Annotated in this window: 17 protein-coding genes and 1 tRNA gene; 11 read left to right on the top strand and 7 right to left on the bottom strand. The window is 59.1% G+C overall.

The window, feature by feature from the left end:
- The 5 genes from KUV41_RS01055 to KUV41_RS01035 form a co-directional block, all read right to left on the bottom strand.
- Positions 1–264, bottom strand: a complete 264-nt coding sequence (locus tag KUV41_RS01055) for an acyl carrier protein (RefSeq protein ID WP_206944023.1) — start codon at positions 262–264, stop codon at positions 1–3.
- Positions 254–523: a phosphopantetheine-binding protein gene (locus KUV41_RS01050; protein ID WP_206944022.1), complete on the bottom strand. Its 270-nt coding sequence runs from the start codon at positions 521–523 to the stop codon at positions 254–256. Before KUV41_RS01050 ends, KUV41_RS01055 begins: the two co-directional genes overlap by 11 nt.
- Complete coding sequence (locus KUV41_RS01045) at positions 495–1,283, bottom strand: lysophospholipid acyltransferase family protein (protein ID WP_222483768.1); 789 nt, start codon at positions 1,281–1,283, stop codon at positions 495–497. Before KUV41_RS01045 ends, KUV41_RS01050 begins: the two co-directional genes overlap by 29 nt.
- On the bottom strand, positions 1,280–1,945 hold the full coding sequence (locus KUV41_RS01040) for a beta-ketoacyl synthase chain length factor (RefSeq protein WP_222164078.1): 666 nt from the start codon (positions 1,943–1,945) through the stop codon (positions 1,280–1,282). The genes KUV41_RS01045 and KUV41_RS01040 overlap by 4 nt, the downstream gene beginning before the upstream one ends.
- A 261-nt stretch (positions 1,946–2,206) precedes the next feature.
- Complete coding sequence (locus KUV41_RS01035) at positions 2,207–2,854, bottom strand: hypothetical protein (protein ID WP_222164077.1); 648 nt, start codon at positions 2,852–2,854, stop codon at positions 2,207–2,209.
- 395 nt (positions 2,855–3,249) lie between these two features.
- Between KUV41_RS01035 and katE the strand changes: the two genes are divergently transcribed.
- The 9 genes from katE (at position 3,250) to KUV41_RS00990 (ending at position 12,510) form a co-directional block, all read left to right on the top strand.
- Positions 3,250–5,400, top strand: a complete 2,151-nt coding sequence (gene katE, locus KUV41_RS01030; protein WP_222483766.1) for a catalase HPII — start codon at positions 3,250–3,252, stop codon at positions 5,398–5,400.
- Between the two features lie 208 nt (positions 5,401–5,608).
- A complete protein-coding gene (locus tag KUV41_RS01025) occupies positions 5,609–5,761 on the top strand; it encodes a hypothetical protein (RefSeq protein WP_222483764.1) in 153 nt (50 codons plus the stop codon).
- A 90-nt stretch (positions 5,762–5,851) separates the two neighbouring features.
- Positions 5,852–6,649, top strand: coding sequence for an IclR family transcriptional regulator (locus KUV41_RS01020; RefSeq protein WP_222483763.1), 798 nt, complete (start codon positions 5,852–5,854; stop codon positions 6,647–6,649).
- A 108-nt stretch (positions 6,650–6,757) separates the two neighbouring features.
- Positions 6,758–7,777, top strand: a complete 1,020-nt coding sequence (locus KUV41_RS01015; protein ID WP_222483761.1) for a zinc-dependent alcohol dehydrogenase — start codon at positions 6,758–6,760, stop codon at positions 7,775–7,777.
- Positions 7,774–8,532 carry an SDR family NAD(P)-dependent oxidoreductase gene (locus KUV41_RS01010; protein ID WP_222483760.1) on the top strand — a complete coding sequence of 253 codons (759 nt, stop codon included), beginning with the start codon at positions 7,774–7,776 and terminating at the stop codon, positions 8,530–8,532. The genes KUV41_RS01015 and KUV41_RS01010 overlap by 4 nt, the downstream gene beginning before the upstream one ends.
- A 10-nt stretch (positions 8,533–8,542) precedes the next feature.
- Positions 8,543–9,505: a C-terminal binding protein gene (locus tag KUV41_RS01005; RefSeq protein ID WP_222483759.1), complete on the top strand. Its 963-nt coding sequence runs from the start codon at positions 8,543–8,545 to the stop codon at positions 9,503–9,505.
- Positions 9,506–9,596: 91 nt separating this feature from the next.
- Entirely contained in the window at positions 9,597–10,592 is a 996-nt protein-coding gene (locus KUV41_RS01000; RefSeq protein WP_222483758.1) for a DctP family TRAP transporter solute-binding subunit, read from the top strand.
- A gap of 141 nt (positions 10,593–10,733) precedes the next feature.
- Positions 10,734–11,228: a TRAP transporter small permease gene (locus KUV41_RS00995; RefSeq protein ID WP_222483757.1), complete on the top strand. Its 495-nt coding sequence runs from the start codon at positions 10,734–10,736 to the stop codon at positions 11,226–11,228.
- A 1-nt stretch (position 11,229) separates the two neighbouring features.
- Entirely contained in the window at positions 11,230–12,510 is a 1,281-nt protein-coding gene (locus KUV41_RS00990) for a TRAP transporter large permease (protein ID WP_222483756.1), read from the top strand.
- Between the two features lie 270 nt (positions 12,511–12,780).
- Here the strand turns inward: KUV41_RS00990 and KUV41_RS00985 are convergent.
- Both KUV41_RS00985 and ispB read right to left on the bottom strand, forming a co-directional pair.
- Positions 12,781–12,857: transfer RNA gene (locus tag KUV41_RS00985), tRNA-Pro, on the bottom strand.
- A 145-nt stretch (positions 12,858–13,002) separates the two neighbouring features.
- A complete protein-coding gene (ispB, locus tag KUV41_RS00980; RefSeq protein ID WP_206944006.1) occupies positions 13,003–14,001 on the bottom strand; it encodes an octaprenyl diphosphate synthase in 999 nt (332 codons plus the stop codon).
- 286 nt (positions 14,002–14,287) lie between these two features.
- On the opposite strand from ispB, the gene rplU reads away from it, so the two are divergent.
- Both rplU and rpmA read left to right on the top strand, forming a co-directional pair.
- Positions 14,288–14,599, top strand: coding sequence for a 50S ribosomal protein L21 (gene rplU, locus KUV41_RS00975; RefSeq protein WP_206944005.1), 312 nt, complete (start codon positions 14,288–14,290; stop codon positions 14,597–14,599).
- 62 nt (positions 14,600–14,661) lie between these two features.
- Complete coding sequence (rpmA, locus tag KUV41_RS00970) at positions 14,662–14,919, top strand: 50S ribosomal protein L27 (RefSeq protein ID WP_097790539.1); 258 nt, start codon at positions 14,662–14,664, stop codon at positions 14,917–14,919.
- The last annotated feature ends 101 nt before the right edge of the window (positions 14,920–15,020 follow it).

Genomic DNA, 15,020 nt, shown 5'->3' with positions numbered 1-15,020 from the left:
TCAGCCTCGCATCAGCTGGTCGACGGCGTTGACCACGTCGTCGATGCTGCGCACGGACTTGAACGCTTCGGGGTCGATGCGACGGCCAGTAAACTGCTTCAGCTCGACCACCAGGTCGACGGCGTCAATGCTATCGATATCCAGGTCTTCGTAGAGTCTCGCTTCGGGTGACACCTCGGCAGGTGAGACTTCGAACAGCTCGACCAGGGTGCGTTGAACGTGGGCCAGAATTTGCTCCCGGCTGACAGTGGCTTCAGTCGACACGACGTTCCTCCACCAGCGCTTTCAGCGCGGCAAGACTCGCAAAGTGGCGGCGGGTGTCTTCGGCTTCGGCATCCAGGGTGACGCCGTAGCGCTTCTGCAGGGCCAGGCCGAGCTCCAGCGCGTCGATGGAGTCGAGCCCCAGACCGTCGCCAAACAAGGGCGCTTGTTCGTCAATATCATCCGGGGTGACATCCTCGAGCTCGAGGGTGTCGATAATCATGTGCTTCAAATCAAGCGCTAGCGCGTCGCTTTGGTTCATCGTGAATGCGCTCCAGTTCCCTGTTGAAGTAGTCACTTAGCTCCCGCGTCAGGTGGCGGGCCTGCTGGCTGGTTGGTAGATGTGACGCCCGCTCTGTCGGCAGGTCGTCGAGTACACGCAGGTCCATCTGCACCTTGCGCGGTGGGATGTGGTACCAGGGTTCACCCTTGGTGAGGGTGGTCGGGGAGCACTGGATCAGCACCGGGGTGATCGGGCTGCTGGTGCGTAGAGCGATATTGGCTCCCCCACGGCGAAACTTGATGGGGCGCCCGGGCGTTGTGCGGGTGCCCTCGGGGAACAGGATCAGCGAGTTGCCCTGGGCGAGGCTCTGTCTGGCGGCCTCTAACAGGGCTTCGGGGTCGCGATTGGTGATATAGCCCGCGACATGGATAGGCCCGCGAGTAAATGGGTTGGTGGCGAGCCTGCCTTTGACGATGCAGTCGGCGTTGGGGGTGTAGGCCAGCAGAAAGACGACGTCTATCAACGAGGGGTGATTGGCCACAATCAAATTACCACCTCGGTTGAGCCGTTCGCTTCCCTGCAGGCGGTAGTCGAGGACACCAAGTCCCTTCATCAGCGCAATGAAGGCGCGAAAGACCTGTTGGATCAGCTGGCGGGCGACGCGCTGGCGTTGCTGAGGGTGACGCACACCAAGGCGTAACAACGGCGCTACGGCGAGTCCGATGACCAGGCCGCCAACGCCAAAGGCAGCGAACGACAGCAAGGTGCCAAGTCCCCTTCGCCACTGATCCAGCGTCATGCTTCCTCCAGGCGCCAGGCAGAAGCCGCGTCCAGGATGGGTACACGTCCCCCCAGCCAGTCGATCACATCAAGCGGGGTCGGTGCTATGCAGCGGCTACTGGTGACAGGTACCAGTGCTCTGCCATCGTCATGAGATAACCTGAGTCCGACGGCGCAGGCACTGCCCGGATGCGGGGCAAGGCCCGAGTAGTCCTCAGGCAGTTCCCCCTCGCTGAAGACGATGACGACGGCCTCGTAGCCTTCCGCCAGATAGCCCTGCGCTTCCCATAGCAGGGCATTGAATTCGTTACCGCTGGCACCCAACGCCTGAAGGGGGCGGCGATGATGATTGGCGATAGCGTGAACGCCCAAGGTGGCGTTGTGCACCGACATGGAAAACCGGGTGGGGGAAAGGGGGGCGCTATCGGCCAAGGACTTCAACATGGCTAGCGTGAAGTTGGCATCACCATGGCGAGACGCATGAACGAGAGGAAAGCGCGCATCGGGGTCAAGCTTGCTCAAGATGTCGCAGGTTGCGCGCCCGGGGGTGTCGAGCCGGCGTCGCAACATGCTGGGCACTGAGGAACCTGGTTTCTCGGGCGGCAGGAGGCAGGCATTCATTGCCTGGCTATCACGGCTCGGGGCCCAGCCTAACCATTCACTAAGGCGTAGTTGTTTCATACCTGACATCCGCCTGAGCGAAAAAGTGAAGTTTATCGTTAAAAGGGCGGCTCTCCAAGTAAGCTTAAGTCAAGTATTTCGTCGAAAATAGACGAATAAGCGCGTCTATTTAGAATATTACCGCCACTCGAATGTCGATAATCAGCAAATGTTATATGTCCTAAATGGATGGCCCGGGCTCGGCGGAAGAGACAGACAGAGAGTAACGTCCGCGCGGCTCGGGCCGGCGCCAATAGGCTCGACAGGGGGCTTGGGTGTGTCTCAGGGGACCGCCTGCTGAGCGACAGCCTCGCGATAGCGTTCCAGAGTCAGCTGATTGTTGGCGACCCAGTCGCTATCGACCGCCACCTGCATGTGGTCTTTTACATGCACATGGATGGGCGACATCTCATGCTTATCGGAAAAGGCAAACTCCGTTTCGATATCGGTATTCAGCGCAATGGCCCAGAAGCCCGGTTGGAACCAGGACCAGAAGCGGGTCACCGCAATATCTACCGTCGTGACATCATCGGCAGGCTGGGCGACAACGCGCCAGCCGGCATCCTCGAAGCCCTCACTGGCGTAGGCGCGAATCAAGTCGGTGACGGATGTGCCTTCTGGTAACTGGACGTCGCCGAGGGCCTTTCCGAAGCCATTTCGCTTGCGTCCAATGGCTCGTGCCTTGCGTTCCGCTGTCGCTGCCGTGGCGCCCTCGAAGCCCAGAGAGGGAATGTCTGCGCTGCGCGGAGCTTCCTCGAAGTGACGCTGGTCGGTGACGTTGCGGATATACAGGCTTGGACCGGACATCGCGTGGGTGGCGGTGACTGTGGCAGGGTCTGGCGCGGGAATATTCACGGTGCTGCGGCTTGTTGCGCACCCCTGCAAGAGTAAAACGGCCATCGCGGTAGCGATCAGTAGGATTCTGTTCATGCTGTCGTCCCTGCTTATCTTACGTTATGGAGTTGGCTTCTGGCGGTAGCGAGGTACTTGTCGGCAACAGAATATCAGTAATGGCTTATTTGAAGTGTGATAGCCGTCCCCGTAGCTGATGTAAGGCAACGTAATGCAGGTGTGGGTTTGTAATTGTCTAATTTATGTTAATGCTTTGTATTGGTTTTATCTTCATGAATTTTATGGATTTATTGCCCTGAGTGTTCTCTCGGATCGGCAGGTTGCTTTTCCATCTGTTGAGCGATGCGCGCTGCTTGCCTATAAGGGAACGGACTTGGCTGTGGGGTGGGAGAACCCCAGCCAAGTGGTCGAGACGTTGTCGCATGAGCGGCGACGGCCGGCATATTTCCCGAGCAAACAATGGAGTGTTTGTCATGGCGAAGAACCCTCATACCACCTCGAATCGCGATCAGGCTCACGACACCGATCGTGGTACCACTGCCAACAGCAAGTCAGAGAACCTTGAGACCTACCGCAGTGATGCCACTGGCCACGATCTACGGACCAACCAGGGCACAAGGATCGCGGACAACCACAATTCGCTGAAGGCCGGCGAACGTGGCCCGACCCTGATGGAGGACTTCATCTTTCGCGAGAAGATGAACCACTTCGATCACGAGCGCATTCCCGAGCGTATCGTCCACGCTCGCGGCGCCGCGGCACACGGCTACTTTCAGCCCTATGAGGCGGCAGCCCGCTATTCCAAGGCGGGGCTATTCAAGGATCCCGGTAAGAAGACCCCGGTGTTCGTGCGCTTTTCTACCGTGCAGGGGGCGCGGGGCTCCAACGACACCGTGCGTGATGTGCGCGGTTTTGCCACCAAGTTCTACACCGACGAGGGCAACTGGGATCTGGTGGGCAACAACATGCCGGTGTTCTTTATTCAGGACGCGATGAAGTTCCCCGATCTGGTGCATGCGGTAAAGCCTGAGCCTCACAACGAGATTCCCCAGGGCCAGTCCGCCCATGACACCTTCTGGGACTTTGTCTCGCTGATGCCTGAAAGCGCTCACATGGTGCTGTGGACCATGTCAGACCGGGCGTTTCCTCGACACTATCGGTATATGGAAGGCTTTGGCGTTCATACGTTCCGACTCATTGATCGCAGTGGCAAGGCCCGCTTCGTCAAGTTCCACTGGAAGCCGCTGGCCGGCACCCATTCGTTGATCTGGGACGAGGCGCAGAAGCTCTGGGGGCGTGACCCGGATTTCAATCGCCGCGAGATGTGGGGCGACATCGAGAACGGCGATGTGCTGGAGTGGGAGCTGGGCATACAGGTCGTCGAGGAAGAGGATGAGCATGCCTTCGACTTCGACATTCTTGATCCGACCAAACTGATTCCCGAGGAAGTGGTGCCGGTGACTCCCATTGGCAAGATGGTGCTGGATCGAAATCCAGACAACTATTTTGCCGAGACCGAACAGGTGGCGTTCAACCCCGGCAACGTGGTGCCAGGGATCGACTTCAGCAACGACCCGCTGCTGCAGGGACGTCTGTTCTCCTACCTGGATACCCAGATGCTGCGCCTGGGCGGCCCCAACTTCCACGAGATTCCAATCAACCAGCCGGTGTGCCCCTTCCATAATCATCAGCGTGACGCGCCGCACCGTCAGACCATCAACAAGGGGCAGGTGTCCTACGAGCCCAACTCGATCGACGATGGTTGGCCCCGTGAAACGCCTCCTGCAGATGAACACGGCGGGTACGAGAGCTATCACGAGCGCATCGACGCCCACAAGATCAGGGGACGCAGCGAGTCCTTCGGCGATCACTACTCCCAGGCTCGCCTGTTCTGGCATAGCCAGACGCCGGTTGAGCAAGAGCACATTATTGCGGCCTACGCCTTTGAGCTTTCCAAGGTGGAGCGGCCGTGGATCCGGGAGCGGGTGATTCGGGACATTCTGCCCAACATCGATATGACGCTGGCTCGTCGTGTCGGCGAGGCGCACGGTGTGACACCGCCGGATCATCCCCCCGCCGCCAAGGAAGAGCTTGGCACGATATCGTTGGATAGCTCGCCCTCGCTGAGCCTGCTGCATCGTGAACAGCCCGACATCCGCTATCGCAAGGTGGCGATTCTGGCCGCTGATGGTGTCGATGGCGAGCAGGTCGAAGCCCTGCAGCAGCGCCTGGAGGCTGAAGGCGCTCAAGGGTTGGTCATCGCGCCGTCGATGGCTGCAGTGAAGACCCTGCAAGGAGGCACCCTGACCCCGGATGCCATGCTCAATGGGCTGCCCTCGGTGACCCTGGACGCTGTCGTGGTGGCACCGGGTGAAGATAGCGCCAAGACGCTGGCAGGCTCTGGCCTGGGCCTCTACTACGTGCAGGAGGCCTACAAGCACCTCAAGCCTATCGCCGCTCTCGGTGACGGTACCAAGGTGCTGCAGGGTGCCGGTATCGAGGTGCCGGAAGAGGGCGTGTTCTCGGCGGATCGTGTCGACCAGTGCTTTGCCGATTTTCGTGAAGCGATGCGTGGCCACCGTGTGTGGTCTCGCGATGCCAAGGCGAACGACATGCCGGCCTGAGATAGCGGACCGCGATATCTTGGTGCAGGGCCCTGCGGCTGGCACCCTATCGTAGCCACTTCTAGCCCCCCAGGCCTTGCTTGGGGGGCTGGGTAGTTGAGGTGGCTTGATCGGCGTGGAGCCTGCGGAGCCGGAGGTGTTGGCGGCATGATCTGCACCATGCCAGACAGGTCGGCAGGGCTAAATAATTTGGCTTAAATGAGCGTCAGTGAACCTGCTGATATCGACTTTTGTCTCCATGCGGGTCGATCGCCTGCACGAGTCCAAGGTGATCTCGCACGCAGCGGTGACGCCCGACGTCTCCGGTGATGGTGGTTTTTTCGACGTTGGCGTTTTTTTCTGCTTTTTTCCCGCCTTTTAATCCCTCTTTGTCCCACTATGTGGTCTTGGTGGTGACTATTTGACCGTGCATGACGGCTTGCCTTGAATGGAGTGAATTCAGGGAGGAGCCATGGACGAGTTGACCTACCAGCGAGACAGGCCGGTCGTGCGGTCTGGTACTCAGACGCTTAGTCGAGGGCTTGAGGTCCTCCAGTACGTTGCGCGTGGCATATCGACCCCCAAGGCGCTGGCGCAGACGATGCAGCTTCCACGCAGCACGATCGCCCGGACCTTGGCCAGTCTGGTCAGGGAAGGCTATTTGCACAAGGTGCCTTACAGGGGGTACTTCCTGGGAGCGAGGCTGATCGAGCTGGGAGAGCGGGCAGCGGAGCAGCAGCCACTGGTGGATATCGCCAGGCCCTTCCTGGAGGCCTTGGCCAATGATACCCGTGACACCGTTCACTTCGGTGTTCTTGAAGGTAGTGACGTGCTCTATCTGTGCAAGCTGGCAGGCAAGCGTAGCCTAGAGATGCGCTCGCGCAGCGGAGGTCGCATGCCCGCTCTTGCCACGGCAATGGGCAAGGCCATGCTGGCGTCCCGCGACCCTGCTTCCTGGCCCTCCTACCACGCCTCACTGCAGCGCCATCATTCTCCGGCAGACGATGCTCCTCCGGTAAAGACCTTTGCCGAACTCCACCGAGATCTGATCGAGAGCGATGAGCGTGGCTGGAGCTACGACTGGGAGGAGAACGAGTACGGTATCCGCTGCGTGTCGGCGGCGGTGATGAACCATGCCGGCCTGTCCATCGCCGCGGTGAGCGTGACCAGCGTCATCAGCTTCATGCCCGAGCAACGAATGCGTGCACTAGGCGGTCAGGTGAAAAGGACAGCAGATGCCATTGCTCGAGCGTTGTCCTGTCGAGCGTGATCCGTAGGGCCTGGTCTGCCGGGCTTGGTCTTGTGGACTTGGCCTTCTGAGCATCTCCCTATCGGCTCAGGACAAAGGTTCGACAGGAACAGTGAACAGGAGAGGGTGATGGAAGCATTGGTTTATACCGGGCCCGAGAAGGTGGAAGTTCAACAGGTCGCCTTGCCTGTTCCCTGCGACACCAAGGTAAAGGTGCGAATGCTGCTATGTGGTATCTGTGGCACCGACATCGGGATCTATTCTGGCAAGCACCCACGCGCCAAGGCGCCGTTGATACTGGGGCATGAGTTCGTAGGCCGGGTCGAAGAATGTCCCGAACACTCGCGCTTTGTTCCTGGCGATCGTGTCGTGGCCTACCCCTTGCTGTCGTGTGGTGACTGTCATCCCTGTCGTCATGGCACGCCACATGTCTGCGCCAATCTCAGGCTGATCGGCATCGATCGTGATGGAGGGCTAACTGACCATCTATGGCTCGATGATGAGGTGCTGTTCAGGGTGCCCGAGGCGCTCCCGGATCAGATTGCGGCGCTGGTCGAGCCATTGGCGGTGGTCGTGCGCACCCTTCACCAAGCACGCTTCACTCTGGGACAGACAGCGGTGGTGATGGGGGCAGGCCCCATTGGTTTGCTGACTGCTGTGGTGCTGCGTCACGCTGGCGCGTCGCGCATCCTTGTCTCTGACATTGACTCATCTCGCCTCGAGCTGTGTCGACACATGGGCTTCGACGCGGTCGATGCCAGCACCGAGAGTCTGCAGCAGCGTGTCCTGCAGGTCAGTGGAGGGGATGGCGTGGACGTGGTCTTTGAATGTTCCGGGGTGGCCAGCTCTGCCCTGGAGATGACCGCTCTGGCACGGGTCGGAGGAACGCTCTGTCTCACCGCTACCCATAAAACGCCGCCACCGGTATCGCTGATCGACGTCAACTTCAAGGAGCTGACATTGGTCGGCTCTCGAGTCTACACCCTGGCGGAATTCGCCAGTGCCGTGGAGCTGGCTGAGTCGTTGGCCGACACCCTGGCGCCGGTGATCACCCAGGTCGTTCCTCTATCAGGTTCGGCGAGCATCTTCGACATGATCGCTGATCCCGCCATCCATACCGTCAAACTGCTGGTGGACTGTCAATCATGACGCTATTTGATCTTGCAGGTCATAGAGCTTTGGTAACCGGGGGCTCGCGAGGGCTTGGCTACAGCATGGCCGATGCCCTGCTCGATGCAGGCGCCGAGGTGGTGATTATCGGCAGTCATGACAGCGTGCTGTCATCGGCGCGAGATCTGGCGAGGGGGGCAAGCACCTGTCACGGTGTCGTGGCCGATCTGAGGAGCACCGATGAGCGTCGCCAGGGCTTCGCCGCAGCCATGGATGCATTGGACGGTCGGCTCGATATCCTGGTGAATGCCGCGGGCATTCAGAGCCGTTATCCCGCTGAAGAATTTCCCTTGGAAGCCTTTGAAGAGGTGATCGACGTCAACCTAACGGCGGTGTTCGAGCTATGTCAGCTTGCGGGGCGGCATATGCTTGATCAGCGGCGTGGAAAAATCATCAATATTGCCTCACTGCTGTCATTTTTCGGCGGCTATACCGTCCCTGCTTATGCGGCCAGCAAGGGCGGTGTCATGCAGTTGACCAAATCCCTGGCCAACGAGTGGGCTGGGCGAGGTGTCAACGTCAACGCCATTGCACCAGGTTACATGGCGACCGAGATGAACTCGGCCCTGCTGGCGGATCATGCTCGCAATGCCGGGATCACGGAGCGCATTCCCGCGGGAAGATGGGGGGGTGGCGATGACATGAAGGGACCCCTCCTGTTTCTGGCATCCGCCGCTTCCGACTATGTCAATGGTGCCATATTGCCGGTCGATGGTGGCTACCTTGGACGCTAGGAAGAGGCGGATGCAGATCGCCTTCTCGGATCTTGATCATGCCGATTATCTGATCGAAAGCGATATCCTTTCCTCGGCTGGCCTCTCGGCGACGATGTTGCGCTGCCGTAGCGAGATGGAGGTTATTGAGCAGCTTAATGATGTCGATATCGTACTGAACCAGTACGCCCCTTTTACGCGTCGAGTGTTCGAGGCATTGCCACGTCTGAAGCAGGTCGTCCGTTATGGGGTGGGCGTCAACAATATCGATATAGCAGCTACCACGCAGGCCGGAGTGCAAGTCTGTCATGTGCCCGACTATGGCATGCATGAGGTGTCCGATCATGCCTTGGCGCTGACGCTCGCTCTGCTGAGAAAGCTGGTGCCAATGCACCATGCTTGCCACCAGGGGCGCTGGGATTATGTCGAAGCTGTACCGTTGAGACGACTGTCCTTGCTGACCATCGGTGTGATCGGTCTTGGACGGATCGGGCGACTATATGCGCGCAAGATGCAGGCACTTGGATGCCATGTGCTGGGCTATGACGCCTACTACCATCCATGTGCAGAAGATGGGACGGAGATGATCCAGCGTGCCGAGCTGCTAGAGCTTTACAGTGACGCCGATGTCATCGCCGTTTTCTGCCCATTGACGGCAGATACTCATCACCTGATCAATGCCAGCGCCCTTTCTTCAATGAAGGAAGGGGTCTATCTCATCAACACCTCCCGTGGCGGCATCATTGATGAAGACGCTCTTGCCAATGCGCTGGCATCGGGGAAGGTGGCGGGCGCGGGTATCGACACCACAGAGCATGAACCCCTGCAGCCCTCGAGCCGGTTGTGGTCGAGTCCCCACTGCCTGATTACCCCCCATATGGCCTGGTACTCGGAAGACGCGGCCGCTGAGCTCAAGCGCAAGGTGGCTGAAGAGGCCGTGCGGTTTGCTCGAGGCGAGCCAGTGCTATGGCCCGTCAACCATCTGACGACATAGCGTGCGTCATCACGCTGAGTCGTAACAAGCCGCCTGGCGGCATTCCCGGGCCTGACGGGCTCGTACTCTAACGCGAAAGAAGGAAGTGGCGATGTCTAACGCTTGCAAGCCCCGGTGGGTGAGGTCGGTCGCGATGCTCGGTTCGCTGTTGGCAATGACGCCGGCTATCTCCCAGGCCGAGACACTACGTATGTCCACGGTGACTTCAGTGTCGGCCAAGGACGCCAGCTATGAGTTGAAGCGCCTGGTAGAAGAGCGAAGCGGTGGTGATCTAGAAATCACGCTTTTTCCTGATAACCAGCTGGGGGATGACCGTGTGGTGGTGGAGAGCACCATCTTTGGTGACATCGACATTGGTTTATCATCGACCAGTCCCATGGCCACCCTGTTTCCCGACCTTTATCTCTTTGATGCGCCCTTCCTGTTCCTATCCAAGGAGGGGACCTATGCCGAGCTCGACGGAGAGGTGGGGGATCAGCTGTTGGCCTCTCTTGAGGGCAAGGGTCTGAAGGGGCTGGCGTTCTGGGAAAACGGGTTTCGTAACTTCACCGACAGTGGAAAGGTGGTGGCGGTACCCGCCGATGTGGAAGGCATGAAGGTACGCACCATGGAGAACGAAATCCATCTGGCCGCATGGCGCGCCTATGGTGCCAACCCGACACCGATGGCGTTCACTGAACTGTTTACCGCGTTACAACAGGGCACGGTCGATGCTCAGGAAAACCCGCTGGGAATCATCGACGGTAACCGCTTGCAGGAAGTGCAAGATCATGTGTCTTTAACACAGCATGTCTATACCCCCTATCTCGTGTTCATGAACCTTAATAGCTATAACTCACTGAGCCAGGATCAGCGTGACGTGCTGGAAGCCGCTATTGATGAGATGACCACTTATCAACGTCAGCGCTCCGAGGAGCTGGAGGGCGAGATTCTGGCAAGGTTCGATGAGCAAGGCGTGACGGTGACAGAGGTCACAAGCGAGCAGAAGGCCCAGTGGCGGGATGCCGCCATGCAGGCCGATATCTATGGACTGGTCAAGCAGAAGATGGACCATCCCGAATATCTTGATCAGGTGCTAGCGCAATAGGCCTGTGCCAGGGCGCCGCGTCATGGTGCCCTGGTGGCTTCAGGATCGACCCTTCCGTTTTACAGGCAGACCTCACGGTGTCTGTTCATCTCGTGATGCTATGGCTCGGCACTGTTCTTCAGTGGCCGCAGGAGAGTGTGGATGAAAGTGCTTGCGTGGTTTGATGAGTATGCCGAGATATCCATCTGTGTGGTGCTGATGTCGGCAATGACGTTGCTGCTCGCGGTCCAGGTATTTATGCGTTATGTCATGGGGGAGTCCCTTTCCTGGTCGGAGGAGCTCGCCCGCTACTTTTTCATCTGGCTGATCTATCTAGGGATCAGCTACGGCGCGCGGGAAATGCGGCATATCAAGATCGATGCGGCGCTCAAGCTATTCCCGCGTCCCGCGCGCCCTTGGGTCGTGATTCTTGGGGATGCGCTGTTTTTGGTCTTTGCTCTGTACGTTGTCTGGACCAGTTGGACGGTCATCGAGCGCCAGATGATGCTCGGCCAAACCTCTCCGGCGATCGGCGTGCCCATGTGGATCGTTTATGCAGCCCCCTGTGTGGGCTTTGCACTGACCACGGCGCGACAGGTGCAGAGCATCTGCTGGCGGATCAAGCATCCCGACGCTGCTCACGAATCGGAGGTGTGAGATGACTGCAGCCGTGTTGTTTCTGAGCCTGGTCGCGCTGTTGATCCTCAATGTGCCAGTGGGCATCGCCATCGGCCTCTCCTGTGTGGTGACAATTCTCACCTTTGGCACGTTGTCCGATCTGTATGTGGCGCAGACTTTGGTATCCGCCACCGACAGCTTTCCGATCATGGCGATTCCGCTGTTTATCCTGGCGGGCGACCTGATGGGGGCCGGTGGGGTTTCCCGGCGTATTCTGGCGGTGGCGTCTGCCTTCTTCGGCCGTGTGACAGGAGGGCTGGCCATCGTCACGGTGGTGGTGTGCATGTTCTTTGCAGCGGTATCGGGGTCTGGTCCGGCGACCGTTGCGGCCGTCGGCTCCATGGTCATACCGACCATGCTTGAGGCGGGCTATTCCAGGTCCTTCGTACTGGCACTGGTGGCGGCGGCGGGGAGCATCGGCGTTATCATTCCTCCATCCATTCCGATGGTGCTCTACGGTGTCTCTACCGGCACCTCCATCTCCAACATGTTTCTGGGTGGCGTATTGCCCGGATTGTTGATCGGGATGGTGCTGATCCTTTACGCCTACTTTTACTCCAGAAAAATGGGTTGGAAAGGCACTGAGGAGCCCTTTGAAGGGCGCAGGACGCTGTGCCTGGTATGGGAAGCCAAGTGGGCGCTGCTCAATCCCGTGATCATACTTGGTGGCATCTATGCGGGGATCTTCACGCCGACCGAGGCGGCGGCTGTCGCTGCCGTCTACGCATTTGTCTGCGGTGTCTTTATCCACCGGGAGCTCTCGCCCAGAGACATCTTCAAGGTGATCGCGGGCTCTTGTGCTACCACTGGCACGGTCATGGTGATCCTTGGCTGTGCCTCCACCTTTGCCCGTATTCTCACGATCGAGCAGATCCCGGTGGCCATCGCCGACTTCATGCTGCAGTTCTCGTCGAGTCCGGCGGTGATGTTGCTGGTGATTCTGGTGCTTTTGCTGGTGGTTGGCTGCGTGATGGATACCACCCCCGCAATTCTGGTGCTGTCACCGATTCTCTATCCGGTGGCCACCTCCATGGGGATTGATGCCGTGCACTTTGGCATCGTGATGGTGGTCAGTCTGGCGATTGGCTTTATTACCCCGCCGCTGGGGATCAACCTGTTCGTCGCAGCTCGGATTGGTAACGCGCCCTTGGGTACGGTCATCAAGGGGATCGTGCCTTTCGTGACGGCCATGGTCCTGACGCTGCTGGTGATTGCCTACGTACCAGCGCTGTCATTGATGCTTATATCACTGTTGAGCTGAGTTGGGTTCAGCATAGGAAGATGAGCTCAGGGAGTTGAGCTTAGATAGAACAGAGGATGTGACGCACAGTAGCGTCCGGCGCAAGGCAGGGCGACCTGAGTGACGCCGCGGGGTCTTTTGGACGGTAGCGTTGGCAGGAGCGACGTGCAGGTGGGGTCGAAAAGATCCGCGGTCTATTGAGGCCGCTTATGCGCCAGCTCGACATGGGGTATCAGAAACGAAAAAGGCTCCTGCGAAATGTTCGCAGGAGCCTTTTTCTGTGAAATTCTTTGGTCGGAGTAGCAGGATTCGAACCTACGACCTCTGCCTCCCGAAGGCAGCGCTCTACCAAGCTGAGCTATACTCCGACGCGTGAGGTGTGCCCCTCAACGGATGCGTAGTATACGGATCCTTGTGATTGATGCAACTCTTGCGAGCCCGATTCGGTACTTTTTTCCAGCTTGCCCGACACTTGAGGGCACTTTGCCTGTTGTCTTTCAGGCCTAGTGATTGTCAGGTCTTGCGCTCCACCGCCAGACGGGCCAGCTCGGCCATGCTGTCACGGTAGGGAGAGGGCGGCAGCTGATCGAGTTCTGTCAGCGCCTTCGAGACCATCTCCTCCGCTTTCTGGCGAGTGTAATCCAGGGCCCCGGTAGCGGTAACGATGGACAGCACCTCATCGAGGTGATCGAGTCCGCCCTTGCGGATGGCGCGACGTATGATGCGGGTCTGTTCCGGCGTACCAGCGGCCATGGCCTGAATCAGTGGCAGGGTCGGCTTGCCTTCCGCCAGGTCGTCACCGACATTCTTGCCCATGGCCTTGGCGTCGCCTTCGTAGTCGAGCAGGTCGTCAATAAGCTGGAACGCCAGGCCGAGATAGCGCCCGTAGTTCGCCAGCGCCTGTTCCTGCTGCTCATCGGCGCCGGCGAGGATGGCGCCGCTATGGGAGGCAGCCTCGAACAGCATGGCTGTCTTGCCAAGAATGGTGTCGAAGTAGGCCGCTTCGTCGGTGTCCGGATTGCCCACGTTGGTGAGCTGCTGGACCTCGCCTTCGGCGATGGTGCAGGTGGCGGCGGACAGCACTTCCATGATCCGCATCGAGCCGACGTCGACCATCATCTGGAACGAACGCGAGTAGAGGAAGTCACCCACCAACACCGATGGCGCATTACCCCAGGCGTCGTTGGCGGTGGCCTTGCCGCGGCGCATGTGTGACTCATCGACGACGTCATCATGGAGCAGCGTCGAGGTATGCATGAACTCGATCAGCGTGGCCAGGGTAATGTGACGCTCGCCCTGGTAGTTCAGCGCCCTTGCCGCCAGCAGCACCAGCAGCGGGCGCAGACGTTTGCCCCCGCTTTCGATGATGTATTGCCCAATGGTTTCGACCAGCGGGATGCGGGAGGCAAGCTGGTCCAGGATGGTCTGGTTGACGGCGGCGAAGTCGTCGGCGACCACCGCATGAATCGGCGAAGGAGCTGCAGATGAAGGCGTGGTGGCGTTGACAGGCATGAAGGCGGCTTCGGCTTATAGAGATGGGAGGCCAGGGGCCAGGTTGCCGGTCATGCTATGGGCCCCCTATGGGGCCGTCAAGACGATAAGCACCCTGGCAGGGCCCGTGAAGAGGTTTTTGCCGGCAATGTGGCTTGACGGCAGTCGTCGGGTTGTGTTGTCGCGCGGGCATCGTTATAATTCGCGGCCCACTCATCCATGCTCCCTGTCAGATGGCTGCCAAAAGGGGCGCCACTCGAAGCAGGTCGATCAAGAGCCAACCCCGATGAGTATCTGGAGAAACAGCATGTACGCAGTGATCAAAAGCGGTGGCAAGCAGTACCGCGTTCAGGAAGGCCAGACTCTCAAGCTCGAGAAGCTGGAAATTCCGACTGGCGATACCGTCGAATTCGACGAAGTCCTGCTGGTTGGTAATGACGACGACGTCACCGTCGGTGCCCCGCTGGTAGCCGGCGCCAAGGTGAGCGCTGAGATCGTTTCCCACGGCCGTGGCGAAAAGGTCACCATCATCAAGTTCCGTCGTCGTAAGCACCACATGAAGCGTCAGGGCCACCGTCAGTGGTTCACTGAAGTTAAAATCACCGGAATTTCTGCCTAAGAACGCCTCGCCTCACGGCGAATGCGTAGCGGACTATTCCCTCAACGAGCGAGGACTTTGCAATGGCTCATAAGAAGGCAGCCGGCTCCACACGTAACGGTCGCGACAGTGAAAGCAAACGCCTTGGCGTCAAGCTGTTCGGCGGCCAGGCAGTGACCCCGGGCAACATCATCGTGCGTCAGCGTGGCACCAAGTTCCACGCCGGCACCGGTGTTGGCATCGGCAAGGATCACACTCTCTTCGCACTGGACGAAGGTGTGGTCAAGTTCGAGACCAAGGGTCCGAAGAACCGTAAGTTCGTGAGCGTTGTCTCTGCCTGAGACCGCCCCGAGCGCCATGGGTAGGCAGCGGCCGTGAAGTTCGTCTGCTGTCAGGCCCCGGAAGGCCCCGCCAAGCGCGGGGCCTTCTTGTATCATGGTGG

The organism is Halomonas sp. DP8Y7-1, assembly GCF_019801685.1.
Taxonomy (GTDB): Bacteria; Pseudomonadota; Gammaproteobacteria; order Pseudomonadales; family Halomonadaceae; genus Halomonas; species Halomonas litopenaei_A.
Note: the sequence above shows the minus strand (reverse complement) of the source record. Positions and strands in the feature narration are given on the sequence as shown.

Bases quoted from the DNA above. Each gene is read 5' to 3' on its own strand.
- katE (WP_222483766.1), top strand. From the start codon at position 3,250: ATGGCGAAGAACCCTCATACCACCTCGAATCGCGATCAGGCTCACGAC.
- KUV41_RS01020 (WP_222483763.1), top strand. From the start codon at position 5,852: ATGGACGAGTTGACCTACCAGCGAGACAGGCCGGTCGTGCGGTCTGGT.
- KUV41_RS01045 (WP_222483768.1), bottom strand. From the start codon at position 1,283: ATGACGCTGGATCAGTGGCGAAGGGGACTTGGCACCTTGCTGTCGTTC.
- KUV41_RS01010 (WP_222483760.1), top strand. From the start codon at position 7,774: ATGACGCTATTTGATCTTGCAGGTCATAGAGCTTTGGTAACCGGGGGC.
- ispB (WP_206944006.1), bottom strand. From the start codon at position 14,001: ATGCCTGTCAACGCCACCACGCCTTCATCTGCAGCTCCTTCGCCGATT.
- KUV41_RS01015 (WP_222483761.1), top strand. From the start codon at position 6,758: ATGGAAGCATTGGTTTATACCGGGCCCGAGAAGGTGGAAGTTCAACAG.
- KUV41_RS01005 (WP_222483759.1), top strand. From the start codon at position 8,543: ATGCAGATCGCCTTCTCGGATCTTGATCATGCCGATTATCTGATCGAA.
- KUV41_RS00995 (WP_222483757.1), top strand. From the start codon at position 10,734: ATGAAAGTGCTTGCGTGGTTTGATGAGTATGCCGAGATATCCATCTGT.
- rplU (WP_206944005.1), top strand. From the start codon at position 14,288: ATGTACGCAGTGATCAAAAGCGGTGGCAAGCAGTACCGCGTTCAGGAA.
- KUV41_RS01035 (WP_222164077.1), bottom strand. From the start codon at position 2,854: ATGAACAGAATCCTACTGATCGCTACCGCGATGGCCGTTTTACTCTTG.
- KUV41_RS00990 (WP_222483756.1), top strand. From the start codon at position 11,230: ATGACTGCAGCCGTGTTGTTTCTGAGCCTGGTCGCGCTGTTGATCCTC.
- KUV41_RS01050 (WP_206944022.1), bottom strand. From the start codon at position 523: ATGAACCAAAGCGACGCGCTAGCGCTTGATTTGAAGCACATGATTATC.
- rpmA (WP_097790539.1), top strand. From the start codon at position 14,662: ATGGCTCATAAGAAGGCAGCCGGCTCCACACGTAACGGTCGCGACAGT.
- KUV41_RS01000 (WP_222483758.1), top strand. From the start codon at position 9,597: ATGTCTAACGCTTGCAAGCCCCGGTGGGTGAGGTCGGTCGCGATGCTC.
- KUV41_RS01040 (WP_222164078.1), bottom strand. From the start codon at position 1,945: ATGAAACAACTACGCCTTAGTGAATGGTTAGGCTGGGCCCCGAGCCGT.